The sequence below is a fragment of the Mesorhizobium sp. BR1-1-13 genome (genome assembly GCF_020165515.1).
Taxonomy (GTDB): Bacteria; Pseudomonadota; Alphaproteobacteria; order Rhizobiales; family Rhizobiaceae; genus Mesorhizobium.
The window spans coordinates 184,622-208,470 of the sequence record NZ_JAIUIH010000006.1; the positions used below are offsets into that span (position 1 = coordinate 184,622).

Consider the following 23,849-nt stretch of genomic DNA (forward strand, 5'->3'; position numbering starts at 1 on the left):
CAGGGCCACACAAGGGAAGCCCATATGTGGAACGGCTCAGGCTGCAATGATTTCGAACTGCTCGTGAGTGAAGGACGCGGATTATAATAGGCAACCTCGCCGGTTGTGTCGCCAATCCGGGATGAGGTCGCAGTGAGACGCCTTGCGCCAATCAGGCCGGCGAGGACAACCGCAACGTGGCGCGCATGTCGTCCCTGCTCGCGGGCCTGCCGGTCGATGTTCCAGGAACTACCATCAACCGGCTTTGCGGCTCCGCATGGATGCCGTCATCACCGCCGCCCGCGCGATCAGTGCGGGCGAAGGCCGAGCTGATGGTCGCTGGCGGCGTGGAAAGCATGTCGCGCGCGCCCTTCGTGGCGCCGAAAGCCGAGGCCGCATTTTCGCGTAATGCCGAGATCCACGACACGACGATCGGCTGGCGCTTCGTCAACCCCCTCATGGAGAAACTCCACGGAACCGACACCATGCCGCGGACCAGCCAGAACGTCGCCGACGATTTCGGCAAGGTGTGGTTCTGATCGCGGCGATCGACAACAATCCCTAAGGCGAGGTTTACGCCGATCGCCTTGACGCGCTCGCCGGCGGGGCTGGCTGCGGCTTCGAGCGTCTTTCGCCGCGCGAGGAGGACTGGAATGCTGAACGGAAGGCCAAGGGTGATGAGTAAGCCAAAGGCAGGAAGAAGAGAGGAGGAAGACCGGCTGCCGCATGCCCGCCGCTAGACATGGCTGGGCTTCTTGGAAGCTTTTCGAACTTTCTGGGTTGCGCCTCCGCCCGAATTGCGCGTGTTTATGAGACTACTTGGGACATCGCAATAGCCATGATCGCCCGCCGCCCGGCGTGATTTGGAGCATGAGCCCGGCAACACCGCCAACGGCAAACAGAGCGTTGACCGGTTTGATCGATCCGGGGTGTTTCAAGTTCTTGACGGTTAGTGCTGAAAGCTCCTTCACGATCTTCGGCATTTCTAAACCCATCATCTTACCCGCCAAAAATATTGGCATTGGATGATGCGAATTGCAACGGCGCGAGACAGCCATTTCAGATTAACACGTTGATATGTCTATATGGTTTGCACTTGTTGAGACAACTTGAGATCGCAATAATGGCTGTCGCTCTCTCCGCCATCCTGCTTCGCTCTTTCGAGCTTTGCAGGACAAAGCTCGCAACGGCGGCTTTCAAAAAATTCGGATAGATCAATTGCGGAACATTCAGCCTGGTTGTTCCGGAACCTCCTGCTTCCTAATGCTTTCCCGGCGTCTCATTAGTCGATCCCGCCAGGATTTTCAAAGCACTGCGACAAACCAGGAGCCCGCTTCATGCACGACAAGCTGTTTCACTCACCGGTCGCGCTGACCGTCGGCCTCGGTTTCAGGCGCGAGATCGCTTCGCTCGCCGAAATGCACGATTTCCTCACCGAGTGGACGACCTCCCGCCGCGGCCCGCTCTATCGCAATGCGGTGAAGGCATGCGCCCTTGCCATTCCTGGTTACATCACCATCGAGCAGGCGCGTCGAGCGCTGGTCGAATTTGCGGAAGCCGCCGGTATCCTTTGGCCCGAGATCGATCCGGCCCTGGGGGCACGCGTCGTTGCGCGCGGCCGCGGCGGCTACGCCGCCTGATCATCGTGACGTCGCGGTGACCTGATCCGCGCCACCTCCAAAAGGCCGGCCTGGCCTCCCAGCCGGGCTTTTCCTTCCCGGACTATGCGGCCTCGGCGGTTGACAGCGCCGGCAATTGTCGAAGGCGATGGCTTGCGGGCCATCGCCCGAAAACCTTTATAAAATTCCTATTTCTTTCCCACCCGCACCGTCTCGAACCTTTATGGCGGTCGGGTCCATATTCGCCTGACCAAATTTGAAGCGTCGTGCCATGAAATTACGCCGGTCGTCTTCGCGGTATTGCGGGCCATTCAACACAAGATTCGCAGTACAAGGTTCATAAGGAAAAATTCACAATGGACATCGTCGTTCTCGGGATAGGGGCTTTGTTTTTCGCCCTGTCCTTCGCTTACGTCAAAGCCTGCGACAGAATTTGAGCGGAAGATCGGACCATGCTTATCGATTACATCCTCGGTGGCGGCGTGACGTTGTTCCTGCTCGCCTATCTGACATACGCCCTGATCCGCCCGGAACGCTTCTGACCGGCGCACGGAAAGCCAAATCATGACTATCAACGGATGGATACAGATCCTTCTCTATTGCGGGATCCTGGTTTTGCTCGTGAAGCCGCTGGGCGGCTACATGCATCGCGTATTCACCGGCGACCGCAGCTTGCTGTCGCCGGTGCTCGGCCCCGTCGAGCGGGGCCTTTATCGCCTGGCTGGAACCGGCGACCAGGAGCAGCACTGGACGGGCTATGCCGCCGCCATGCTGTTGTTCAACCTTGCCGGTTTCCTGTCGCTCTATTTCCTCCAGCGCCTGCAAGGCGGCCTGCCCTACAACCCGGCCGGCATGAGCGCGGTCGAATCGGGGCTCGCCTTCAACACCGCGGCCAGCTTCATGACCAACACCAACTGGCAGAACTACGGCGGCGAGAGCACGATGTCCTATCTCGTGCAGATGGCCGGCCTCACCGTGCAGAACTTCCTGTCGGCGGCCACCGGCATCGCCATCGCCATGGCGCTGATCCGCGGCTTTGCCCGCGCTTCCGGCAAGTCGATCGGGAATTTCTGGGTCGATATGACCCGTGCCACGCTCTACGTGCTTTTGCCGCTCTGCGTCGTGCTCACCATGGTCTATGTCTGGCTCGGAATGCCGCAGACGCTGGGAGCCTATGTCGACGCCACCACGCTGGAAGGCGCGCAGCAGACCATAGCCGTCGGGCCGGTCGCCTCGCAGATCGCCATCAAAATGCTCGGCACCAACGGCGGCGGCTTTTTCAACGCCAATGCCGCGCATCCCTTCGAGAATCCGGGCGCCATCTCCAACCTGATCCAGATGCTGTCGATCTTCGCCATCGGCGCGGCGCTCACCAATGTCTTCGGCCGCATGGTCGGTAACCAGCGCCAGGGCTGGGCGATCCTGGCCGCCATGGGCGTGCTGTTCATCGCCGGGGTCGCCGTCTGCTACTGGGCGGAAGCCGCGGGCAATCCGCTGCTCCATGCGCTGGGCATCGACGGCGGCAACATGGAAGGCAAGGAAACCCGCTTCGGCATCGCGCTTTCGGCGCTGTTCGCGGTCATCACCACGGCGGCTTCCTGCGGCGCGGTCAATGCCATGCATGACAGTTTCACCGCGCTCGGCGGCATGATCCCGCTCATCAACATGCAGCTCGGCGAAGTCATCGTCGGCGGCGTCGGCGCCGGCTTCTACGGAATCCTGATGTTCATCCTGATCGCCGTCTTCGTCGCCGGTCTGATGGTCGGGCGCACGCCCGAATATCTCGGCAAGAAGATCGAGGCCAAGGAGGTCAAGATGGCGATGCTGGCGATCCTGTGCCTGCCGCTGGCGATGCTGATCTTCACGGCCATTGCGGTGGTCCTGCCGAGCGCCGTGGCATCGATCGCCAATGGCGGTCCGCACGGCTTCTCCGAGATACTCTACGCCTATACGTCGGCGGCGGCGAACAACGGCTCAGCCTTCGGCGGCCTCACCGGCAACACGCCTTGGTACAACATCACGCTGGGCCTCGGCATGCTCATGGGCCGCTTCCTGGTCATCATCCCGGCGCTCGCCATCGCCGGCTCGCTGGCGGTGAAGAAGACCGTGCCCGCCTCGGCTGGCACGTTCCCGACCGACGGCCCGCTGTTCGTCGGACTGCTGGTCGGCGTCATCGTCATCGTCGGCGGCCTGACCTTCTTCCCGGCACTCGCCGTCGGACCGATCGTCGAGCATCTGGCCGCCATCCACTGGCAGACATTCTGAGACGGAAGTGTCGTGGCTGAAACGGAAATGTCCTGGTTCAATAACAGGCATCGCAACGATCGCCATCCCGCCCACAACGGAAAGGAGGAACGGCCTCCTCCTTTCCCCACCATGTCGACATTCCTCGGCATCGCCGCCGTCATGATCGTTCTGTGGTTGCTGGCCTACGGGCTTCTGCATCTTGTTTCGGCCTCCGACCGTTCGGTGCCGTCCAACAACACCGAAGCTGGAGCTTCAAAATGAGCCAGTCGAAATCAGCGAGCATCATGGATGCCCGCATCCTGTGGCCCGCCATCGGCGGAGCCTTTAGAAAGCTGAACCCACGCACATTGGCCAGGAACCCGGTAATGTTCGTCGTTGCCGTCGTCTCGGCGCTGACATCAGTGCTTTTCGTCAAGGACCTCGTCAGCGGCGGCGGCAATCTCGGCTTCACCATCCAGATCATCATCTGGCTGTGGTTCACCGTGCTGTTCGCCAACTTCGCCGAAGCCGTCGCCGAAGGCCGCGGCAAGGCGCAGGCCGATTCGCTGCGCAAGGCGCGCACCGAGACCCAGGCCAAGCTCCTCGCCGGCGAGGACCGGACGAAATTCAAGCTGGTGCCCGGCACCAGCCTGAAAGTGGGCGACGCGGTGCTGGTCGAGGCCGGCGACATCATCCCCTCCGACGGCGAGGTGATCGAAGGCGTGGCTTCGGTCAACGAGGCGGCGATCACGGGCGAATCGGCGCCTGTCATTCGCGAATCCGGCGGCGACCGCTCCGCGGTCACCGGCGGCACGCAGGTGCTCTCGGACTGGATCCGCGTGCGCATCACCGCCGCCGCCGGCCACACCTTTCTCGACCGCATGATCTCGCTGGTCGAGGGCGCCGAGCGCCAGAAGACGCCGAACGAGATCGCGCTCAACATTCTGCTCGTCGGCATGACGCTGATCTTCGTGCTGGCCACCGCTACCATCCCGAGCTTCGCTTCCTATTCGGGCGGCTATATCCCGGTCACGGTGCTCGTCGCTTTGTTCGTGACCTTGATCCCGACCACTATCGGCGCGCTTTTGTCGGCCATCGGCATCGCCGGCATGGACCGTCTGGTGCGCTTCAATGTGCTCGCCATGTCCGGCCGCGCCGTCGAAGCGGCCGGCGACGTCGACACACTTTTACTCGACAAGACCGGCACGATCACGCTCGGCAACCGCCAGGCGACCGAATTCCGGCCGGTGAAGGGTGTCACCGAGCAGGAACTGGCCGACGCAGCGCAGCTTGCCTCGCTCGCCGACGAAACGCCGGAGGGCCGCTCGATCGTCGTGCTGGCCAAGGAGAAATACGCCCTTCGCGCCCGCGACATGGCGACACTGCACGCCACCTTCGTGCCTTTCACCGCGCAAACCCGCATGAGCGGCGTCGATTTAGACGGCTCCTCGGTACGCAAGGGCGCGGTCGATTCAGTGCTCGCCCATGTCAACCAGTCGACTGTCGCCAGCCACGCGACGCGCCCGAACAGCGATACGATCAGGGATCTCCAGGCGATCGCCGACGAGGTCGCCAAATCGGGCGGCACGCCGCTTACGGTCGAGCGCGACGGACGCCTGCTCGGCATCGTGCACCTCAAGGACATCGTCAAGGGCGGCATCCGCGAGCGCTTCGCCGAGCTGCGCAGCATGGGCATACGCACGGTGATGATCACAGGGGACAATCCGATGACGGCAGCGGCCATCGCGGCCGAAGCCGGCGTCGACGACTTCCTTGCCCAGGCGACGCCGGAGGACAAGCTGAAGCTGATCCGCGACGAGCAGGCCAAGGGCAAGCTGGTCGCCATGTGCGGCGACGGCACCAACGACGCACCGGCCCTAGCCCAGGCCGACGTCGGCGTCGCCATGAACACCGGCACGGTGGCCGCGCGGGAAGCAGGCAACATGGTGGACTTGGACTCCGATCCGACCAAGCTGATCGAGATCGTCGAGATCGGCAAGGCGCTGCTGATGACGCGCGGCTCGCTGACCACCTTCTCCATCGCCAACGATGTCGCCAAGTACTTCGCCATCATCCCGGCCATGTTCGCCGTGTTCTACGTCGCGCCCGGCCAGACCACAGGTCCGCTGCAGGCGCTCAACATCATGCATCTGGCGACGCCGCAGAGCGCCATCCTGTCGGCCATCATCTTCAATGCGCTGATCATCATCGCGCTGATCCCGCTGTCGCTGCGCGGCGTCAAATACCGGGCGATCGGCGCCGGGGCGCTGCTCAGCCGCAACCTGCTCGTCTACGGCCTCGGCGGCATCATCGTGCCGTTCGTCGGCATCAAGATAATCGACATGGCCGTCACGGTCCTCGGCCTTGCATAAGGGATCATTCCGATGCTCAAGCAAATCAGACCCGCGATCGTCATGGTCGTCTTCTTCACCGTGCTGACCGGGCTCATCTATCCCCTCGGCATGACCGGCATCGCCCAGGCGCTGTTCCCGAAGCAGGCCAATGGCAGCCTGATCGAGAGGGATGGCAAGGTGATCGGCTCGGAGCTGATCGGCCAGGCCTTCGCCAGCGACCGCTATTTCCACGGCCGGCCCTCGGCCGCCGGCAACGGCTATGACGCCGGTGCTTCCGGCGGCTCGAATCTCGGCCCGACCAACCCCAAGCTGATCGACCGCATCAAGGGAGACGCTGGGAAGCTGAAAGCCGAAAACCCCAATGCGCCGGTTCCGATAGGCCTCGTCACGACATCGGGCAGCGGGCTCGATCCCGACATCAGCCCCGACGATGGTTATTTCCAGATTCCACGTGTCGCCAAGGCAAGGGGCATCGATGAAGCCAAGGTCAAGGCGCTCGTCGACAGCCATGTCGAGGACCGGGAGCTCAGCGTCCTGGGCGAGCCGGTGGTCAATGTGCTGGCCCTTAACCTCGCATTGGACGACATAGCCAAGCAATGAAGAACAGCCCCGGGGATCGACACCGTCCCCTGCGCCGTTCAAACTGGATGCCGATGCCGGACGACAGAAGCAACGTCGAAAACAGACCTTCCCCCGACGCGCTGCTCGAGCATGCCGAGCGCGAGGGCCGCGGCCGTCTGCGCATCTTCCTGGGCGCGGCACCGGGCGTCGGCAAAACCTACGAAATGCTGATGTCGGGACGCGCCAGGCTGGCCGACGGCATCGACGTGGTGATCGGCGTCGTCGAGACGCACGGCCGCAAGGAAACGCTGGCCCTCGTAGAGGGCTACGAGGTCATTCCCCGCCGTCCGGTCGAATACAAGGGGCGTACCCTCGACGAGATGGACATAGACGCCATCCTGGCACGCCGCCCGGCTCTGGTCCTGGTCGACGAACTCGCCCACACAAACGCGCCCGGCAGCCGCCACCCCAAGCGCTATCTCGACGTGCAGGAAATCCTGGCGCGCGGCATCGACGTCTACACGACGCTCAACATCCAGCATGTCGAAAGCCTGAACGACGTCGTCGCCCAGATCACGCGGGTCAGGGTGCGCGAAACGGTTCCCGATTCCATCATCGACCAGGCCGACGACGTCGAGATCATCGATCTGACGCCCGACGACCTGATCAAACGGCTGGAGGAAGGCAAGGTCTATTTCCCCAATACCGCCCAACGCGCCATCGAGAACTATTTCTCGCCCGGCAATCTTACGGCGCTGCGCGAGCTGGCGCTGCGCCGCACCGCCCAGCGTGTCGATGAACAACTGCTCAACCACATGCAGTCCCATGCCATCCAGGGCCCATGGGCGGCGGGGGAAAGGGTGCTCGTTTGCCTGGACGCGCGTCCGGGCGGGGCGGCGCGCGTGCGCTATGCGCGCAGGCTGGCCGACCGGCTCCGCGCCCCATGGACGGCGCTTCATGTCGACACGCCCCGTTCGGCCGCCATGTCGGAGGAAGAGAAGGACCGGCTGGCGACCCATCTGCGCCTCGCCGAGCAACTCGGCGCCGAGGTGACGACCATTCCGGGCCAGAACGTCGCGCAAGACATCGTGCGCCATGCGACGGCGAACAATTTCACCCATATCGTGGTCGGAAGGCCGACCCGGTCGCGCTGGCGGGAATTGATCGAGGGCTCGCTCACCTATGATTTGATCCGCAATGCCGGCGACATCAGCGTCCATGTCATTTCGGGAACCGAGCGCGATACCGACGCAGCATCGAGAAAGGTCCGGACGGCGGCCGAGCAGCGGCCGTTCCAGATATGGCCATATCTGTTCGCCACGGCCTATGTCGCGGGCTCGCTGGCCGTCGGCACGGTTCTCGATCAGTTCCTCGACGTGCGCAATCTGGCGATCGTGCTCTTGCTGGCGGTGCTGACATCGGCGGTGACGTTCGGACTATGGCCTGCGCTGTACGCCTGTTTTCTGAGCGCCCTTGCCTTCAACTACTTCTTCCTCGAGCCGCGCTACACGCTGACGATCAGGGATCCCGAGAGCATCGTTGCGTTTGCCGTCTTCCTTGTCGTTGCCGTCATCGCCAGCAACCTGACGGCGCGCGTGCAGCGCCAGGCCGCCGCCGCCCGCTCACGGGCGCGGGCAACGGAGGATATCTATCTGTTTTCCAAGAAGCTTGCCGGCGCCGGCACGCTCGACGACGTTCTGTGGGTCACGGCCTTCCAGATCGCCTCGATGCTGAAATTGCGGGTCGTGCTGCTTTTGCCCGAAAACGGCGCCATCACCGTCAAGGCGGGCTATCCGCCCGACGACACGCTGGCCGAGGCCGACATCGCCGCCGCCCGCTGGGCCTGGGAGCACGATCGCGCCGCCGGCCGCGGCGCCGATACGCTGCCCGGTGCGAAGCGGCTCTATCTGCCGCTGCGCACCGGGCGCACGGCAGTCGGCGTGGTCGGCCTCGACAACGACAAGCAGGGTCCGCTGCTGACGCCCGAGCAGCAGCGGCTGCTCGACGCGCTGGGCGACCAGGCAGCGGTCGCCATCGAGCGCATCCAGCTCGTCGCCGACGTCGATCGTGCCAAGCTCGCGGCCGAAGCCGACAGGCTGCGCTCGGCGCTGCTGACCTCCATCTCCCATGATCTGAAGACGCCGCTCGCCGCCATCATGGGGGCGGCCGGGACGCTCAGGGAATTCGCGCCTGACCTACCCGAGCAGGACCAGACGGAGCTGTTGTCGACGGTGGTCGACGAAGCCGAGCGGCTGAACCGCTTCATCGCCAATCTGCTCGATATGACCAAGATCGAATCCGGTGCGATGGAGCCGAACTATGCGCTGCATTATGTCGGCGACGTCGTCGGCACCGCGCTCGACCGCGCCCGCAAGATCACCAGCGAGCACAAGATCGAGGTCGACATTCCGCCCGACCTGCCGATGTTGAAGCTCGACCCAGTGCTGTTCGAGCAGGTCCTGTTCAACCTGCTCGACAATGCATCCAAATATTCGCCGCCCGGCTCGACGATCCGCCTGCAGGGCTGGACCGACATCGGCTCCGTCGTGCTTCAGATCATGGATGAGGGATTGGGCATCCCTCCGCAGGATATTGAGCGCGTGTTCGACACTTTCTACCGGGTGCGCAAGGGCGACCAGGTGCGCGCCGGCACCGGGCTCGGCCTGTCGATCTGCCGCGGCTTCATCGAGGCAATGGGCGGCACGATCTCGGCCGCCAACCGGACCGACCGTTCGGGTGCTGCCTTCACCATCAGGATGCCGGTGGCGGCGGAACTGTCCGGCAATCGTATCGGCTCCAGCGCGGATCAGCCTCGATGACCAATTCGAGCGTCAGGATACTGGTCGTCGATGACGAGCCGCCGATCCGCAAGTTGCTCCGGGTCGGCCTCGCCAGCCAGGGCTACGCGGTCAGCGAGGCACCGAACGCCAAGGCGGCTATCGAGCTGATGGTGCAGGAAAAACCGGATCTCGTGCTGCTCGACCTTGGCCTGCCCGGCATGAGCGGCCATGAACTGCTGCGCAAATGGCGCGACGACGGCTTCGACATGCCGGTGGTCATTCTCTCCAGCCGCACCGACGAGGCCGGCATCGTCGGTGCGCTCGAACTCGGCGCCGACGACTACATCACCAAGCCGTTCGGAATGAACGAGCTGGTGGCGCGAATCCGCGTGGCACTGCGGCACAGATTCCAGCAGCAGGGCGAGAGGCCTGTATTCCAAACCGGTGATCTCAGCGTCGACCTGGTCAAGCGCATCGTCAAGGTCGGGGGCAAGGAGGTAAAGCTGTCGCCCAAGGAATACGACATTCTGCGCATTCTCGTGCAGTATGCGGGCAAGGTTCTCACGCACCAGTTCCTGCTGAAGCAGGTGTGGAACGATTCGACCGACGTGCAGTATCTCAGGGTCTATGTCCGGCAGTTGCGGCAGAAGATCGAGAAGACGCCGGACCAGCCGCGCTACATCACCACCGAGACCGGCGTCGGCTACCGCCTGCGCGAGGTCGAATGAGCGTCGCCTGGACTGATTAATGCATGTCGCCCAAAAGTGAACCTCGGTTTTGGCTTAACGACATGCATAAACAAAGGGCTAAAGCGCGTCGCATGAGTTCGTTTCGACGCGACGCGCTTTAGCCGACAGCTTCCGGCAGCCGGTTCGCGGTCGTCGATGTGCGCAGGGCGGCGAGGCAGCCAATAATGCCGAGCGGCACGAAGGCGAGGAACAGCCAGGTCGCCACGTCAGCCGCCGCGTCCTGGTTCAGGCCTTGCGAAAAGCCGCTGGCATTGGCGACGATGCCGGCAAGGGCGGCACCCACCGCATAGCCGATACGCTGCATGGTCGGCACCGCGGCCGAGGCGATGGTCTGCTCATCTCCCGGCGCGGAGGCCACGATGACGCGCGTCAGGAACGGCCAGGCAACGCCGAAGCCGCCACCCTGCAAAAGGGCGCATACCAGGATCAGCGGGATCGAGCCTGCCGGGATGGCGTAGGCGAAACCAGCGAGGCCGGTTGCGATCATCAGGGCGCCGATGACGATGATCGATCTCTCACGCTCCTGTGGCGCGTTGGCGACAAGGATCGACAGGATCGACCAGGCGATCGATTCGGCGGCGATGATGTAGCCGGTGGTCAGGAGCGGAATGTGGTGCAGCGTGGTCAGAAGCAGCGGGCCGTAGATGGCAAAGGAACAGGTCGCCACCGAGAAGGCGGCGACCATGGTCATGCCGCTGCCGACCGGCGTGCGCCACGAGAACAGCTGCGAGGGGAAGAGCCGCGATTTCGGTTTCAGCGCATCGACACGGAAGAACAGCACAAGGCCGACCAGGCCGAGCACCATCAGCAGCGATGAGCGCAGAAGGGCGATGTCGACGCCCGCCGAGGCGATCAGCACGACGGCGACGGCGAGGCAGCCAAGAGCGACGAACGGGAAGGGTGGTGCCTTGCCGGCGCCGGCGCTAGGCCTCGCCGCTTCCGGCGTGTCAAGTACGACGAAGCTCGCCAGCGCCATCGCAGCACCGCCGAACACGAAGATGCCGAAGGCCCAGCGCCATGACAGAAGCTCTGTCATAACAGCGCCAAGCATCGGCCCGCTGAAGGCGGCGACGCCCCAGATCGCCGACATGATACCGAAAAGCTGCGGCCAGATGGCCCGCGGGAACAGGCGCTCCACCGAGACGAAAGCCAGCGACACAAGCGCGCCGCCGCCCAGGCCCTCGATCAGGCGCCCGGCCAGGAACAATTGCATCGAGGGCGCGGTGGCGCAGATCAACGCGCCGGCCGCGTAGAGCAGGGCCGCGACCATCATGTTGGTGCGCAGCGCCACATAGCTGACCAGCCGTCCGGCCGCGGCACCGGCGACGATGGCGCCCAGTTCATAGATCGCCAGCGACCAGCCGACGAGCTGCACGCCCGCCAGTTCGCCGATCATGGCGGGCATGACGGTCGCCACCATCGTCTCGTTGGTGGCGTGCAGCAGGATGCCGAGGCTGATGAAACAGAAGCGCGCGAGGTCGCCGCTCGCCCACAATGCGCGCCAGTCGACCCTTTTTGTGCTGATGTCGGTCACTTCGGTCCCTCGAATTTTCATATCCCGATGCAAACGCATGGCGCCAGGAGCCAGCTCGGGGTCCGGCAGGACCACGGTTGGAGGGGTTTGTAGAACCTCAACCAAGCTTGAGCTCAAGCGATTTTTTTGGACATGTACGTGATGCCCGCATCCCTGGCCGGCCGCCATCGCCGGCCGATCAGTTCTCCGTGCTGCGCAGCTGGAACTGGCTGACACCGATGGCGAAATTGATGCCGGTCTGGGTCTGCAGGCTGAGCGGCTGCAAGGTGAAGGACTGCGAGAAGCCGCCAACCAGCAGATTGGCACCGGCGCCGACGGTTGCCGTCACCTCGGCGCTGGCGCCGACATAGTCGCCGGCCAATGCGCCCGGCGCGTAGATGTTCTTCAGCGGCGTCAGCACCAGCCATCGCATCACCGCCTGCTTGGTCGTGCCGATGTCGAGGCCATATTTGTTGACCGCGCCGAAATAGGCTTCCGGCGCGAAAGTCTTGTCGGCAGGGGTGAAGGTGCAGCTCAGATCCTTGCTCGAGCCGAAGATGAAGCCGGTGCCGCCTGATATGGCGCATTCAAGCGTGCCGAGCTCGATGCCCCGGTCCTGCGCCTGAGCCACGGCGGGGCTGGCCATGCCAATGATGGCTGCAAGGATCATTTTGCGCGTCATGGGCCCTCGTACGGTTGCTGCAAGCATCATTGCGGCAAAACAGATGACACTGCTTCTCCGGCGAAGGGAAGATGGTGCCGGCACGGCGTGCCAGGTTAGTGCACGGGGTCCGGCCGGTCATCGTCGGACTTTGGCCGGCAACCGTCTATGACGGGATGTATCGTCCACTGGTTTTGAGGCTCCTGCTGGGACGCGACGGTCAGTGGCGATCCTGCCGTCTCGACCGCTTCACACCAGCGGACGGGACTGCCGTCGGGAACCGGGGATTCGTTCCAGCTGCCGTTCCAGGTGCCGATCTTCTGGCAGTGCTTGATCGGATGGATTTCGTTCCAGCCGTCATGTGCCGAATCGTAAACCCACGTTCCCTTGACGAACAGGATGTCCGCGCCGCGGCGCGTCGGATCGTTGACATGAAGATCGCCGAGATTCTCGTCGAGGTCCGTCGGATTGGCTGTGTCGAGCAGGCCGACTATGCCGCCGACAATGACGATGGCCGCGGCGATGAGCGACAGGACCGCGCAGGCGATCCAGCCGAAGAAGGGAATGGCGCAAGCAACCGCCGCGGCCGTGGCGACGGGAATTGCGGCAAGGCAGGCTATCATGAGGTCGTAGACGCCGGCCCCTTCGAACTCGCAATGCAGCACCGCGGTCGGGTCATCATTGGCCCATTGCCGCGCTTCCAGTCCTTTCCAGTCGAGGCCCGCGCCCTGGATCGCAGGCGTGTTGGCGATCAGGCGTCCAAACGGCGCGATCTTTTCGGCCGTTGCCTGGTTGGTGAATTCGACCACATTGCCCGGGACCAGATTGAGACTGTAGTCGGTGTCGAAGCGATCCAGTCCCGACTTCTCCTCCGGCGGATCGATCTTGAGCAGCCAGCCGACCGCGCATTCGTCGCCACCGAGACAGATCAGCCGGTCGTAGAGCCACCAGCGGCAATAGGCCAGTATGGCCGCAAGCGCCACGAGCATGACGGCCGGTCCGGGGATGGCGCCCAACAGGATCAGTGGCAAAGCGACCACGGCCGCTGCGATGATCATCTGCCCGTATTGTTTGCCCTGGTGATTTCCGACCGATATGCATTTGGTGTAGTGCCGATAAGCCATGGCGATCCCCTATCGCTCCACATAGAGCGTCACGCCGCCGGCGAGACCGCGCGCCGAGAAAGCATGAACGTTGATTGCCTTGCGGCCGGTGAAAACGGCTGGCGGTTCGATGTCGACCGTCACGGAGATTTCTTCGCCCGGGGCGAGATCCGCTTGCGTTGGCTCGAACGTGACGAGCCAGCCCGCGGGTAGAGGATGCGATTGACGGCTGTGGCCGGCAGGCACCGCCGCGATCGTGCCGGGGAAGGTGCGCAAGGGCCGGCGACGCGGCCTCGGGCGAGGGCGCGGCTCACAGACCGGCAATTCAGGAAGGGAATAGGCGTCGGCCTCAAGGCGAAATCCCATCCGCTCTCGCTCGCCGTTGCGCAGGCGAAACTCAAATCTTGCGGGCGAATGGGCGACACCGACGGTGGTGTTATCCTGGCCAAGGTTGTTGTTCGGGTTCACATCGTCGAGCCAGTCGAGCAGGACCTGGATGCAATAGTGACCAGGCACCGCCGGAGTTCGCCATTTGACCGACGCGAAAGCCGGGTGATTGGCTCCGCCCTTGACGCCGAGATCGGTCCTTGTCTCATCGATCCAATGCGACACCGTGCCGATGCCGAAACTCAGATAGGAGAATTTCACCGGCAGATCGACGACCGGGGCTTCGGTCGAGTTGTTCCAGATACGGGCGACGATTTCGTATTCGGTGTCGGGCGCCAGCATATGCGGCGCGACAGGATTGCCGCCGCTTCGGATCTCGATGTCAGGGTTGTCCCAGGTGATGGCGAGGCCCTGGGCCATCAAATAATATTGGGCATAGATCAGGGGATCCGGCCGCTTGTAAGCGGGGTCGCTGATCTTGACGCACCGTTGCGGCCCGCTTCGGTCCAGCCGATCGGGGAGCTTCATTCTTTCGCAGAGCAGTTTGGCGAGGGCGCAGATCCGGGCAGCGATCTGGCGCAAGTTCGATGGCCAGTCGGTGAAGGCGTCGGCGAATGCGTTCAGGAAATCCAGTATTTTGGGGAGCGGGTTCATGGCCGGTCTGAGGCCACTTCGTCAACGTCGTTGTCGACGCATGAAAAACCAGACAGCGGCAATCAAGAATGGTGCGAGTATCAGAAGAAGTTCGAAGGATCCCGACCCGCCATCGGGCGAAAATCCGAATAACTGCTCGATGAAATCCATCACGGCCTCCGGCGGCTGCAACAAAATTGCATTCGACGATGTCTTTACATCTGCCGGAGCTCGCGCGCGTTTTCACGCAGGGCCACCAACATTTCCGGTTGGTAGCACAAAAGGAACAAGTCTTCCATCTTCATAATCGCGAGTTGCTATCTTGGCATGGCGACAACAAATGCAAAGCGCGCGGCGAAAACCGAATCCGCCGCGCGCTACCTGATCACCGCGCGGTTGCTGTCCGCGCCGAGAAGATCGGCGTACAGTCACTTCAACGAGTGGATCAGCTCCAGCGAGGTGACGGCAACCGCCAGGTTCACGCCGGTCTGTGCCTGGACGCTGAGCGGCTCCAGCATGAAGGCACTGTCGAAGCCGCCGACCATCAGGTTGGCGCCGCCGCCGGTCACGACGCTCGCCTCGGCGTTGACGCCGTAGTAGCTGCCGGCAAGATCGCCCGCGTCGCGGTCACGGGTCGCGGCAAACACGGCCCAGACGAGCTGGCCCTGGTGCGTCTGGCCAAGATCGACGCCGAGCTTGGAGATGACGCCGGTGTAGATCTCGGACGGTCCGTGATGATAGGGCCGGAAGACGCAGGACACGCCCTTGTTGGACGTCACGATATAGGCGGTGCCGCCATCGATGGTGCAGTCGAGCGTGCCAAGCTGCAGCTTACCGGCGCTGGCCGGGGCAGCGAGCATGGTCGTGGCAAGGGCCGCGGCGCAGACGAGTTTCTTGATCATGGGGAGGGTCCTTTCGCAAATTGCATCGAACTAACGGCTTTGATGGTCAGACCGTTCCGCTGAAAACTTGACGCGAACAAGGCATGGGTCGGCGGCTTGCCGCGGGGGTTAACGCAGGGTTGCCGGATCGATGGCGATCTTCAGGGCCGCGTGTCCTTTCGGCCACGCAAACAACCCGTAATGGTTAGCCGGATTTGCTGAAACCGACGTCAGCTGGCGCTGGCGCCGACACGCGACAAGCCATCCTTGGCCGGCTGGTAGGTTGGGTCGAGGCGCACCGCTTCGCGGTAGGATTTCTGCGCCTTGGCCTTGTCGCCGCGCCGCTCGTAGATCAGCGCCTGGTTGGACCAGGCTTCGGCGTTCTTGCCGTCGAGCTTGATGGCCATGTTGAAATCGGAGAAGGCATTGTCCTCGTCATTGGTGGCGAGGTAGGAAAGGCCGCGGCCGTTGTATGGCTCGGCGGCGTCCGGGGCCAGCGAGATGGCGGTCGAGAAATCCTCGATGGCGAATTTGTGCTGGCCTTGGCTCTGATAGATCAGGCCCCGATTGTGATAGGCGCGGGCATCGGTCGTGTCGAGCTGGATCGCCTTCTGGAAATCGTTGAAGGCTTCCTGGGTGCGGCCGGCCTTGCGGTAGAGATTGCCGCGGCCGATATAGGCGGCATCGTAGTTGCCGTTGATCTGGATCGAGCGGTTGTAGTCCGCCAACGCTGCTTCCTGATTGCCGAGGAAGCGCTGGATGAGCGCGCGGTTCGAATAGGCCTGGTAGAAATTCGGATTGAGCTGGATGGCCTGGTTGAAATCCTTGAGCGCCGCCTGGTATTGGCCGCCCCGGCCATAGGCCGAGCCGCGCACATTGTACCCTTCAGGATCCTGCGGATTGCGCTGAATCACCGCCGACAGCGAGGAGATATTCTCGCTCGACCCTTGCGCCTTGTCGATGTTGTTGAACTCGCCGGTCGGGCCTGAGGTCTGGCAGCCGGCAAGCATCAATCCGGAAAGCAGGGCTGTCGCCAGGGCAAAGCCACGAAATGTGGTTTTGCTCTCCACGCTGATTGCGTTCATGTCTGCCCTGTCCTCACTTGCCGCGTCATTCAGGTCCGGATCCCCCCTCCGGGCCGGGTCATATCAAAATAAAAAGGTGGCGGCGATTCCGCATCGCGCCACCTCTGGTATCCTTCGAAAAGGACGAAATATTGGCGCTGGTCAGCGCGGCGGACGCGCTGCACCGGCTGCACCGCCGGCAGCCACCGGACGCGGCGTCATCGGCAGCAGGCCTTCGCGCTGTGCGCGCTTGCGGGCCAGCTTGCGGGCGCGGCGTACGGCTTCGGCCTTTTCACGGGCGCGCTTCTCGGAAGGCTTCTCGTAGTGACCGCGCATCTTCATTTCGCGGAAGATGCCTTCGCGCTGCATCTTCTTCTTGAGAGCGCGAAGCGCCTGATCAACATTGTTGTCGCGGACGAGTACCTGCACGGGCAATCCTGTCTTTCGGGTTTGATATCAATAGGCAAGCGGCCATAGCCACTAGCCTCCGCGGCGATTTACACCACGAATTGTGGCGGCTGATAGCAGAATCACGCCCCGCTGTCCACAGCCGAAATGAAGGGAGGCGGCCAAATCGCCCAGCGGGCGCTCGCAAGATAGGCAGCCAATTACGCGGTGGCCAGATGCAATCGCTCAAAATCCTCGAAGAATTCGCCATAGTCGCAGGTTATCTCTTCGCCCTTCGCTATGTCGCGGGTCGCGGTTGCCCCGCCATATTGCGAAAAGTCTGTGTTCGGCGTCGCCGAATGGTTCATGAAGCGGCCATTGTCGACCTCATAGACCATGAAGCCGGGCCGGTCGGGACTGGGATAGGCGTAGCGGTCGAGCAGTTCCCTGAGATGCGAGGGTGCCGCCTGGTATTTTGCCAGCGGGATCAGCCGGTCGAAATCCGGGTCGAGCCGCCAGATCGAGGCGCCTTTCCTGATCGGCTCGGCGGCGAACACGCCGACGCCCTCGATTGTGCTCTGGGCGACATAGGTTTTGATCAGCAGCATGGTTCCGGCCCGTTTTCCAGGAGAGAACGGAATCGTCAATTCGAGCCCAAATGCAAGCCCGGATTGCGACATCGTGGCCTGTTGATCCGGATGCCGGCGCGAAACCATTCACGTCCGGTTGATCGACACGCCGCCGTCGGCGAACAGTGCGGTTCCGGTGGTGAAGCTCGATGCGTCGGAGGCAAGATAAAGCGCCGAGCGGGCGATCTCCTCCGGCTCCGCGACACGCTTCAAGGCATGCAGGCTTGCCACAAAGGCCCGCGATTCCGGTGTCTTGAAGGTTGCCGCCGGCGTGTCGGTGCCGCCCGGCAGCAGCGCGTTGACCCGAACACCTTTCGAGCCGTATTCGGCGGCAAGCACCTGCGTCAGCCCGATCAGGCCCGCCTTGCTTGCGGCATAGCTGGTCATGCCGGGCATGCCGACCGTGTGGCCGACGAAGGTCGAGGTGAAGATCAGCGAGCCGCCGCCGCGCGCGACCATGGCCGGCACCTGGTATTTCGCGCCGAGAAACGCGCTGGTGAGATTGGTGTCGAGCGTCTCACGCCAGCCCTCCAGCGACAGCTCGGAAACCGGCCCCATCTGGCCGACGGCACCGACATTGTTGAAGGCGATGTCGAGGCCGCCGAATTTTTCGGCCGCAAGATCGACGAGGGCTTTTGCATAGGCTTCTTCCCTGACGTCGCCGGCAAGGGCGACTGCCGTGCCGTCGGCGTCCTCGATCTCGGCGACCAGCGCATCGAGCTCGGCTTGTCGGCGGGCGGCAACGACGAGCTTGGCACCCTGTCCGGCGAAGAGCGTCGCGGTGGCGCGGCCGATGCCGGAACTGGCACCGGTGACGATGGCGATCTTGTTGGTGAGTGCGAACATGTCTTTGCGTCCTTCTTCATGCCGGCCTTGCCGGCGGTCGGATGCGTCGTCGCAAATGAGCATGGCCGCAGCCACCCGAAAGCTGCAAACCTGCCGATTTTCCCTAGCCTCGCACGCCGCGGCCGGTTGCGGCGCAAAACGGCAAGAGCCGTCGCAAACAGCGCAAGGGTGGCAGCGCTGTTTCGCTAGTGATACACCTCGCGCGCCGGGGAAATTGCTAGCCCGGCCGCAAATCCGCGAGACTTTGGCGCGAGGCTGGAACGTGAAGAAATACTCTGTATTCGCCATCGCGCGTGAGGCCATGCGCGGCCACAAGGGCTGGGAGGAGCAATGGTCCTCGCCGGAGCCGAAGAAGGAATACGACGTCGTCATCGTGGGCGCCGGCGGCCATGGCCTGGCCACCGCTTACTATCTCGCCACCGTGCACGGCATCACCAATGTCGCGGTGCTGGAGAAGGGATGGCTCGGCGGCGGCAATACCGGCCGCAACACCACCATCATCCGCTCCAACTATCTCTATGACGAGAGCGCCGGTATCTACGACCATGCGCTGAAATTGTGGGACGGGCTCAGCCAGGAGCTCAACTACAACGTCATGTATTCGGCACGCGGCGTCATGATGCTGGCGCACAATGTGCACGACATCCAGGTGCTGAAACGCCATGTCCACGCCAACCGGCTGAACGGCATCGACAATGAATGGCTGACGCCGGAGCAGGCGAAGGAATTCTGCCCGCCGCTCAACATTTCCAGGGATGCGCGCTACCCGGTCGTCGGTGCCGCCCTGCAGCGGCGCGGCGGCACGGCGCGCCATGACGCAGTCGCCTGGGGGTATGCGCGCGGCGCCTCGGCGCGGGGCGTGCACATCATCCAGAATTGCGAGGTCACTGGCGTCAAGCGTGCGGCCAACGGCGCGGTGACCGGCGTCGAGACGACGCGCGGCTTCATCGGCGCCAAGAAGATCGGCGTGGTCGCCGCCGGCCACTCCTCGGTCATCATGAACATGGCCGGCGTGCGCATGCCGCTGGAAAGCTACCCGCTGCAGGCGCTGGTATCGGAGCCGGTCAAGCCGGTCGTTCCCTGCGTGGTGATGTCGAACACGGTGCATGCCTATATCTCGCAGTCAGACAAGGGCGAACTGGTGATCGGCGCCGGCACCGACCAGTACGTCTCCTACTCGCAGACCGGCGGCCTGCACATATTGCAGCATACGCTCGACGCTATCTGCGAGATGTTCCCGATCTTCACGCGCATGAAGATGCTGCGCTCCTGGGGCGGCATCGTCGACGTCACGCCCGACCGCTCGCCGATCCTGGCCAAGACGCCGGTGCCCGGCCTCTACGTCAATTGCGGCTGGGGCACGGGCGGCTTCAAGGCGACACCCGGCTCCGGCCATGTCTTTGCCCACACCATCGCCCGGGACGATCCGCATCCGATCAACGCGCCCTTCACCATTGAGCGTTTCCGCACCGGCCGGCTCATCGACGAGGCGGCGGCGGCGGCGGTGGCGCACTGACGATGACTGAGCTGTAGGAACGAACAAGAATGCTTCTCATCCGCTGCCCCTATTGCGAGGAAGAGCGTCCGGAACTCGAGTTCCGCAACGCCGGCGAGGCGCATATCTCGCGCTCGGCCAACATGTCAGGCGAGAGCGACGACGATTTCGAAAAATTCTTCTTCATCCGCTCGAATCCCAAGGGCATCATCTACGAGCGCTGGCGGCACATGCATGGCTGTGCGCGCTTCTTCAACGCCGTGCGCGACACCGTCACCGACAAGTTCGTCATGACCTACAAGGCCGGCGAGCCGAAGCCTTCCAAGCTGCCCAAAAACTCCAGCGAAGTGGTTGCCAAATGAGCGGCGCGTTCCGCATACCGAGCGCCGGCCGCCTGAGCCAGGCCAAGACCGCCCGCTTCAGCTTCGACGGTCAGTCCTTCATCGGCATCGAAGGCGATACGCTGGCTTCGGCGCTGCTGGCCAACGGCGTGCACCTGGTCGGCCGTTCGTTCAAATATCACCGGCCGCGGGGCGTGCTGTCGGCCGGGGCGGAGGAGCCCAACGCGCTGGTGCAGATCGTGCGAGACGACGCGCGCAAGACGCCGAATGTGCGCGCGACCGTGCAGGAACTCTATGACGGGCTCGCCGCCAACTCGCAGAACCGCTGGCCGTCGCTGTCCTTCGACGTCAGTGCGGTCAACGATCTGGCGTCGCCGCTGTTTTCGGCTGGCTTCTACTACAAGACCTTCATGTGGCCGAAGGCGGCCTGGAAGAGCCTCTACGAACCCAAGATCCGCGAAGCCGCCGGGCTTGGCGTGTCCCCCGACAGGCCGGACCCCGATCATTATTCGTCGCGTTACGCTCATTGCGACGTGCTGGTGCTGGGCGGCGGCGCGGCCGGCATCGCGGCGGCATTGGCAGCGGCTGAAACCGGCGTGCGTGTCATTCTGGCCGATGAGCAGGCCGAATTCGGCGGCAGCCTGCGCTTCGAGAGCGGCGCGAAAATCGACGGCCAGGGCGGCTTTGCCTGGGCGCAGGCGGCGATCGCCAGGCTGAAAGGCATGGACAACGTCCGCGTGCTGTCGCGCACGACCGCGTTCGGCTATTACGCACAGAACTTCGTCGGCCTGGCCGAGCGGGTCAGCGACCATCTGCAAAATCCAGGCCACGACCTGCCGCGCGAGCGGCTGTGGCAGGTGCGCGCCAGGCGCGTGGTGCTGGCGTCCGGGGCCATCGAGCGCCACATGGTGTTCGCCAACAACGACCGGCCGGGCATCATGCTGGCCTCGGCCGCGCGCACCTATCTCAATCACTATGGGGTCGCGGTCGGAAAAAACGTCGGCGTCTACACCGCCAATGATTCCGCTTACGCTGCGGCGATCGACCTGAAGAAGGCCGGCGTCAACATCGCGGCTATCGTCGATCTGCGCGACAATCCGACCGGGCCGGTGATCGATGAAGCAAGGACGCTCGGCATCGAGATCAATTTCGGCCGCGCGGTGATCCGCGCCGGCGGCAAGCTGCGCGTCTCGTCGATGACGGTGCAGCCGAAGAATGGTGGCGGCGAGCGCACTATCGCGGTCGATGCGATCCTGATGTCGGCCGGCTGGACGCCGTCGGTGCACCTGTTTTCGCAGTCGCGCGGCAAGGTCGCCTTCAACGACGAAACCAAGCGCTTCGTGCCCGGCACCTATGCGCAGGACTGCATCTCTGTCGGCGCCTGCAACGGCACGGACGGCCTGTCGGCGACCCTCGACGAGGCCTATGCAGCAGGGGCCAAGGCGGCAAAGGACGCCGGCGCAAAGACCGCCAAGGGTACAAAGCCAAAAGTAGACGCCTCGGAAAGCTGGTCGCGTGGCATGCTGGGTGCCGCCCCCGGCGCCGGTCCGGATACGACGGTGAAGGCCTTCGTCGATTTCCAGAACGACGTCACCGCCAAGGACATCCGCCAGGCGGTGCATGAGGGCATGCGCTCGATCGAGCATGTTAAGCGCTTCACCACCAACGGCATGGCGACCGACCAGGGCAAGACCTCGAACATGCACGGCCTGGCGATTGCCGCCGAGACGCTTGGCAAGCCAATCCCCGAGGTGGGCCTCACTACGTTCCGCGCCCCCTACACGCCGGTGACCTTCGGCGCCATCGTCAGCCATGCGCGCGGTCCGCTGTTCGATCCGACGCGCAAGACGGCGATCCATCCCTGGGCTGAAGCCCACGGCGCCGTGTTCGAAGATGTCGGGCAGTGGAAGCGCGCCTGGTATTTCCCCAGGGGTGGCGAGGACATGCATGCGGCGGTCGACCGCGAGTGCGTCGCCGTTCGAAACACGGCGGGCCTGTTCGACGCCTCGACGCTCGGCAAGATCGAAGTGGTCGGCCCCGATGCGGCCAAATTCATGGAACTGCTCTACACCAATCCCTGGGAAAAGCTGGAGCCCGGCCGTTGCCGTTACGGCATCATGCTGCGCGAGGACGGCTTCATCTATGATGATGGTGTCGTCGGCAGGCTGGCGCCAGACCGTTTCCATGTAACGACGACGACGGGCGGCGCGCCGCGCGTCATGAACCACATGGAGGACTATCTCCAGACCGAGTTCCCGCATCTCAATGTCTGGCTGACCTCGATCACCGAGCAATGGGCTGTCATCGCCGTACAGGGGCCGAAATCGCGCGACATCATCGCGCCGCTGGTCGAAGGCATCGACATGTCGGACGAGGCGCTGCCGCATATGTCGGTGCGCGAGGGCAAGATATGCGGCGTGCCGACAAGGTTGTTCCGCATGTCGTTCACCGGCGAGCGCGGCTTCGAGGTCAATGTGCCGGCCGATTACGGTCAGGCCGTGTGGGAAGCGCTGTGGGCCGAGGGCCAGAAGCATGGCGCCACGGCCTACGGCACCGAGGCAATGCACGTGCTGCGCGCCGAGAAGGGCTACATCATCGTCGGCCAGGACACCGACGGCACGGTGACGCCCAACGATGCCGGCCTCGACTGGGCGGTCGGCAAGAAGAAGGCTGACTTCGTCGGCATTCGCGGCCTGACGCGGCCGGACCTGGTCGCCAAGGGCCGCAAGCAGTTGGTCGGCCTCAAGACCAACGATCCCAAGGTGGTGCTGGAGGAAGGCGCGCAGATCGTCGAGGATCCCAGGCAGGCGATCCCGATGAAGATGATCGGCCATGTCACGTCGAGCTATTGGTCGCAGAATTGCGGCCGCTCGATCGCTCTGGCGCTGGTCGCCGGCGGCCGCGCACGCATGGGCGACACGCTCTACGTACCGATGCCGAGCGGGACGATCGAAGTGGAGGTTTCCGGCATGGTGTTCTTCGACGAAACGGGAGGCCGCCTCAATGGCTAAGGCAGTCGCGAAAAAGACGGCTCCGGCCGCATCGCCGGCGGCCGAGCGCCGTCCGGCGCTGGCCGGGCGCGCTATTTCCGCCGCCGGCGCCAAGGTAGAGGTGCTGGCGCCTGCCGAGCGTATCTCACTGCGCGCGCCGGAGGCTTCGCTTGCCGCCTTGTCGAAGGCGCTCGGCGTGATCTTGCCGAAAAAGCCGAAGACGTCCGTGTCGAAAGGCGGGCGCACCGCGCTGTGGCTTGGACCGGATGAATGGATGATCATCGACGAGGCCGGCAAAGACCCGCTCGCCGATTGTGCAAAGATTTCCGCCTTGCATTCCGCTGTCGGCATCTCGCATCGCAACGTCGCGATATCGGTCGCCGGTCCGGCCGCGGCCGCGGCAATCAATTCGGGCTGCCCGCAGGATCTATCGCTCGAAGCCTTCCCGGTGGGTGCCGCCTCGCGTACCATTCTCGGCAAGGCCGAGATCGTTCTGCTGCGCACGGCGCAAGACGCTTTCCGGGTCGAGTGCTGGCGTTCCTTCTCGGATTATGTCTTTACTTTCCTCTCCGAGGGAGCACGCGACGCGGCGGCCTGACCCCGGAACGTTTGTCGCCCGCGTCCGTTTGCGACAACAGGTCGAGGGAGAAT

At 63.6% G+C, this 23,849-nt stretch carries 22 protein-coding genes and 1 pseudogene; 13 read left to right on the forward strand and 10 right to left on the reverse strand.

What is annotated here, in order from left to right; genetic code table 11:
- Positions 1-164: 164 nt before the first annotated feature.
- A pseudogene (locus tag LB533_RS16325) lies at positions 165-518 on the forward strand (3-oxoadipyl-CoA thiolase); the annotation flags it as partial.
- 276 nt (positions 519-794) lie between these two features.
- Here LB533_RS16325 and LB533_RS16330 read toward each other — a convergent pair.
- Positions 795-962: an Arm DNA-binding domain-containing protein gene (locus LB533_RS16330; protein ID WP_140641748.1), complete on the reverse strand. Its 168-nt coding sequence runs from the start codon at positions 960-962 to the stop codon at positions 795-797.
- A 354-nt stretch (positions 963-1,316) separates the two neighbouring features.
- Between LB533_RS16330 and LB533_RS16335 the strand changes: the two genes are divergently transcribed.
- The 8 genes from LB533_RS16335 to LB533_RS16370 all read left to right on the forward strand — a co-directional run bounded on the left by LB533_RS16335 (position 1,317) and on the right by LB533_RS16370 (position 10,247).
- Positions 1,317-1,619, forward strand: a complete 303-nt coding sequence (locus LB533_RS16335; protein WP_140641746.1) for a DUF982 domain-containing protein — start codon at positions 1,317-1,319, stop codon at positions 1,617-1,619.
- A gap of 431 nt (positions 1,620-2,050) precedes the next feature.
- Positions 2,051-2,140, forward strand: coding sequence for a K(+)-transporting ATPase subunit F (gene kdpF, locus LB533_RS16340; RefSeq protein ID WP_140641745.1), 90 nt, complete (start codon positions 2,051-2,053; stop codon positions 2,138-2,140).
- Between the two features lie 22 nt (positions 2,141-2,162).
- Positions 2,163-3,863: a potassium-transporting ATPase subunit KdpA gene (kdpA, locus tag LB533_RS16345; RefSeq protein WP_140641743.1), complete on the forward strand. Its 1,701-nt coding sequence runs from the start codon at positions 2,163-2,165 to the stop codon at positions 3,861-3,863.
- Positions 3,864-3,875: 12 nt separating this feature from the next.
- Complete coding sequence (locus LB533_RS16350) at positions 3,876-4,106, forward strand: hypothetical protein (RefSeq protein ID WP_224557016.1); 231 nt, start codon at positions 3,876-3,878, stop codon at positions 4,104-4,106.
- Positions 4,103-6,196 carry a potassium-transporting ATPase subunit KdpB gene (gene kdpB, locus LB533_RS16355; protein ID WP_140641741.1) on the forward strand — a complete coding sequence of 698 codons (2,094 nt, stop codon included), beginning with the start codon at positions 4,103-4,105 and terminating at the stop codon, positions 6,194-6,196. The genes LB533_RS16350 and kdpB overlap by 4 nt, the downstream gene beginning before the upstream one ends.
- Positions 6,197-6,208: 12 nt before the next feature.
- Positions 6,209-6,778, forward strand: coding sequence for a potassium-transporting ATPase subunit KdpC (kdpC, locus tag LB533_RS16360; protein ID WP_140641739.1), 570 nt, complete (start codon positions 6,209-6,211; stop codon positions 6,776-6,778).
- Between the two features lie 53 nt (positions 6,779-6,831).
- Positions 6,832-9,558 (forward strand): sensor histidine kinase, encoded by a 2,727-nt coding sequence (locus tag LB533_RS16365; RefSeq protein WP_224677738.1) that lies wholly within the window; start codon positions 6,832-6,834, stop codon positions 9,556-9,558.
- A complete protein-coding gene (locus LB533_RS16370; protein ID WP_140641735.1) occupies positions 9,555-10,247 on the forward strand; it encodes a response regulator transcription factor in 693 nt (230 codons plus the stop codon). The genes LB533_RS16365 and LB533_RS16370 overlap by 4 nt, the downstream gene beginning before the upstream one ends.
- A gap of 118 nt (positions 10,248-10,365) precedes the next feature.
- On the opposite strand, the gene LB533_RS16375 is transcribed toward LB533_RS16370, so the two are convergent.
- From LB533_RS16375 to LB533_RS16415, 9 genes are all read right to left on the reverse strand, one after another.
- Positions 10,366-11,802 carry an MFS transporter gene (locus tag LB533_RS16375; protein WP_224677739.1) on the reverse strand — a complete coding sequence of 479 codons (1,437 nt, stop codon included), beginning with the start codon at positions 11,800-11,802 and terminating at the stop codon, positions 10,366-10,368.
- Positions 11,803-11,980: 178 nt separating this feature from the next.
- Positions 11,981-12,463 carry a DUF992 domain-containing protein gene (locus LB533_RS16380; RefSeq protein ID WP_224677740.1) on the reverse strand — a complete coding sequence of 161 codons (483 nt, stop codon included), beginning with the start codon at positions 12,461-12,463 and terminating at the stop codon, positions 11,981-11,983.
- A 95-nt stretch (positions 12,464-12,558) separates the two neighbouring features.
- Positions 12,559-13,566 carry a hypothetical protein gene (locus tag LB533_RS16385; RefSeq protein ID WP_224677741.1) on the reverse strand — a complete coding sequence of 336 codons (1,008 nt, stop codon included), beginning with the start codon at positions 13,564-13,566 and terminating at the stop codon, positions 12,559-12,561.
- Positions 13,567-13,575: 9 nt separating this feature from the next.
- A complete protein-coding gene (locus LB533_RS16390; protein WP_224677742.1) occupies positions 13,576-14,586 on the reverse strand; it encodes a hypothetical protein in 1,011 nt (336 codons plus the stop codon).
- A 407-nt stretch (positions 14,587-14,993) separates the two neighbouring features.
- The gene (locus tag LB533_RS16395) at positions 14,994-15,467 is read right to left on the reverse strand and encodes a DUF992 domain-containing protein (protein ID WP_224677743.1); all 474 of its coding nucleotides are present in this window, start codon (positions 15,465-15,467) and stop codon (positions 14,994-14,996) included.
- Positions 15,468-15,676: 209 nt separating this feature from the next.
- Positions 15,677-16,531: a tetratricopeptide repeat protein gene (locus LB533_RS16400; RefSeq protein WP_140641725.1), complete on the reverse strand. Its 855-nt coding sequence runs from the start codon at positions 16,529-16,531 to the stop codon at positions 15,677-15,679.
- Between the two features lie 141 nt (positions 16,532-16,672).
- A complete protein-coding gene (gene rpsU, locus LB533_RS16405; RefSeq protein WP_010911429.1) occupies positions 16,673-16,939 on the reverse strand; it encodes a 30S ribosomal protein S21 in 267 nt (88 codons plus the stop codon).
- 179 nt (positions 16,940-17,118) lie between these two features.
- Positions 17,119-17,505, reverse strand: coding sequence for an SET domain-containing protein (locus LB533_RS16410; RefSeq protein WP_224677744.1), 387 nt, complete (start codon positions 17,503-17,505; stop codon positions 17,119-17,121).
- Positions 17,506-17,613: 108 nt separating this feature from the next.
- The gene (locus LB533_RS16415) at positions 17,614-18,372 is read right to left on the reverse strand and encodes an SDR family oxidoreductase (protein WP_224677745.1); all 759 of its coding nucleotides are present in this window, start codon (positions 18,370-18,372) and stop codon (positions 17,614-17,616) included.
- A gap of 262 nt (positions 18,373-18,634) precedes the next feature.
- On the opposite strand from LB533_RS16415, the gene LB533_RS16420 reads away from it, so the two are divergent.
- The 4 genes from LB533_RS16420 to LB533_RS16435 are packed head-to-tail and all read left to right on the forward strand — an operon-like array spanning position 18,635 to position 23,796.
- Positions 18,635-19,888 (forward strand): sarcosine oxidase subunit beta, encoded by a 1,254-nt coding sequence (locus tag LB533_RS16420; protein ID WP_224677746.1) that lies wholly within the window; start codon positions 18,635-18,637, stop codon positions 19,886-19,888.
- A gap of 29 nt (positions 19,889-19,917) precedes the next feature.
- Positions 19,918-20,229, forward strand: coding sequence for a sarcosine oxidase subunit delta (locus tag LB533_RS16425; RefSeq protein ID WP_224677747.1), 312 nt, complete (start codon positions 19,918-19,920; stop codon positions 20,227-20,229).
- A complete protein-coding gene (locus tag LB533_RS16430; RefSeq protein WP_224677748.1) occupies positions 20,226-23,219 on the forward strand; it encodes a sarcosine oxidase subunit alpha in 2,994 nt (997 codons plus the stop codon). The genes LB533_RS16425 and LB533_RS16430 overlap by 4 nt, the downstream gene beginning before the upstream one ends.
- Positions 23,212-23,796 carry a sarcosine oxidase subunit gamma gene (locus LB533_RS16435; RefSeq protein WP_224677749.1) on the forward strand — a complete coding sequence of 195 codons (585 nt, stop codon included), beginning with the start codon at positions 23,212-23,214 and terminating at the stop codon, positions 23,794-23,796. The genes LB533_RS16430 and LB533_RS16435 overlap by 8 nt, the downstream gene beginning before the upstream one ends.
- Positions 23,797-23,849: the final 53 nt, after the last annotated feature.

Coding starts and splice junctions, on each gene's coding strand:
- LB533_RS16385 (WP_224677741.1), bottom strand. CDS start 13,566: ATGGCTTATCGGCACTACACCAAATGCATATCGGTCGGAAATCACCAG.
- LB533_RS16395 (WP_224677743.1), bottom strand. CDS start 15,467: ATGATCAAGAAACTCGTCTGCGCCGCGGCCCTTGCCACGACCATGCTC.
- LB533_RS16380 (WP_224677740.1), bottom strand. CDS start 12,463: ATGACGCGCAAAATGATCCTTGCAGCCATCATTGGCATGGCCAGCCCC.
- kdpF (WP_140641745.1), top strand. CDS start 2,051: ATGCTTATCGATTACATCCTCGGTGGCGGCGTGACGTTGTTCCTGCTC.
- LB533_RS16335 (WP_140641746.1), top strand. CDS start 1,317: ATGCACGACAAGCTGTTTCACTCACCGGTCGCGCTGACCGTCGGCCTC.
- kdpB (WP_140641741.1), top strand. CDS start 4,103: ATGAGCCAGTCGAAATCAGCGAGCATCATGGATGCCCGCATCCTGTGG.
- LB533_RS16330 (WP_140641748.1), bottom strand. CDS start 962: ATGCCGAAGATCGTGAAGGAGCTTTCAGCACTAACCGTCAAGAACTTG.
- kdpA (WP_140641743.1), top strand. CDS start 2,163: ATGACTATCAACGGATGGATACAGATCCTTCTCTATTGCGGGATCCTG.
- LB533_RS16370 (WP_140641735.1), top strand. CDS start 9,555: ATGACCAATTCGAGCGTCAGGATACTGGTCGTCGATGACGAGCCGCCG.
- LB533_RS16435 (WP_224677749.1), top strand. CDS start 23,212: ATGGCTAAGGCAGTCGCGAAAAAGACGGCTCCGGCCGCATCGCCGGCG.
- LB533_RS16425 (WP_224677747.1), top strand. CDS start 19,918: ATGCTTCTCATCCGCTGCCCCTATTGCGAGGAAGAGCGTCCGGAACTC.
- LB533_RS16365 (WP_224677738.1), top strand. CDS start 6,832: ATGCCGGACGACAGAAGCAACGTCGAAAACAGACCTTCCCCCGACGCG.
- LB533_RS16390 (WP_224677742.1), bottom strand. CDS start 14,586: ATGAACCCGCTCCCCAAAATACTGGATTTCCTGAACGCATTCGCCGAC.
- LB533_RS16415 (WP_224677745.1), bottom strand. CDS start 18,372: ATGTTCGCACTCACCAACAAGATCGCCATCGTCACCGGTGCCAGTTCC.
- LB533_RS16430 (WP_224677748.1), top strand. CDS start 20,226: ATGAGCGGCGCGTTCCGCATACCGAGCGCCGGCCGCCTGAGCCAGGCC.
- LB533_RS16400 (WP_140641725.1), bottom strand. CDS start 16,531: ATGAACGCAATCAGCGTGGAGAGCAAAACCACATTTCGTGGCTTTGCC.
- LB533_RS16410 (WP_224677744.1), bottom strand. CDS start 17,505: ATGCTGCTGATCAAAACCTATGTCGCCCAGAGCACAATCGAGGGCGTC.
- kdpC (WP_140641739.1), top strand. CDS start 6,209: ATGCTCAAGCAAATCAGACCCGCGATCGTCATGGTCGTCTTCTTCACC.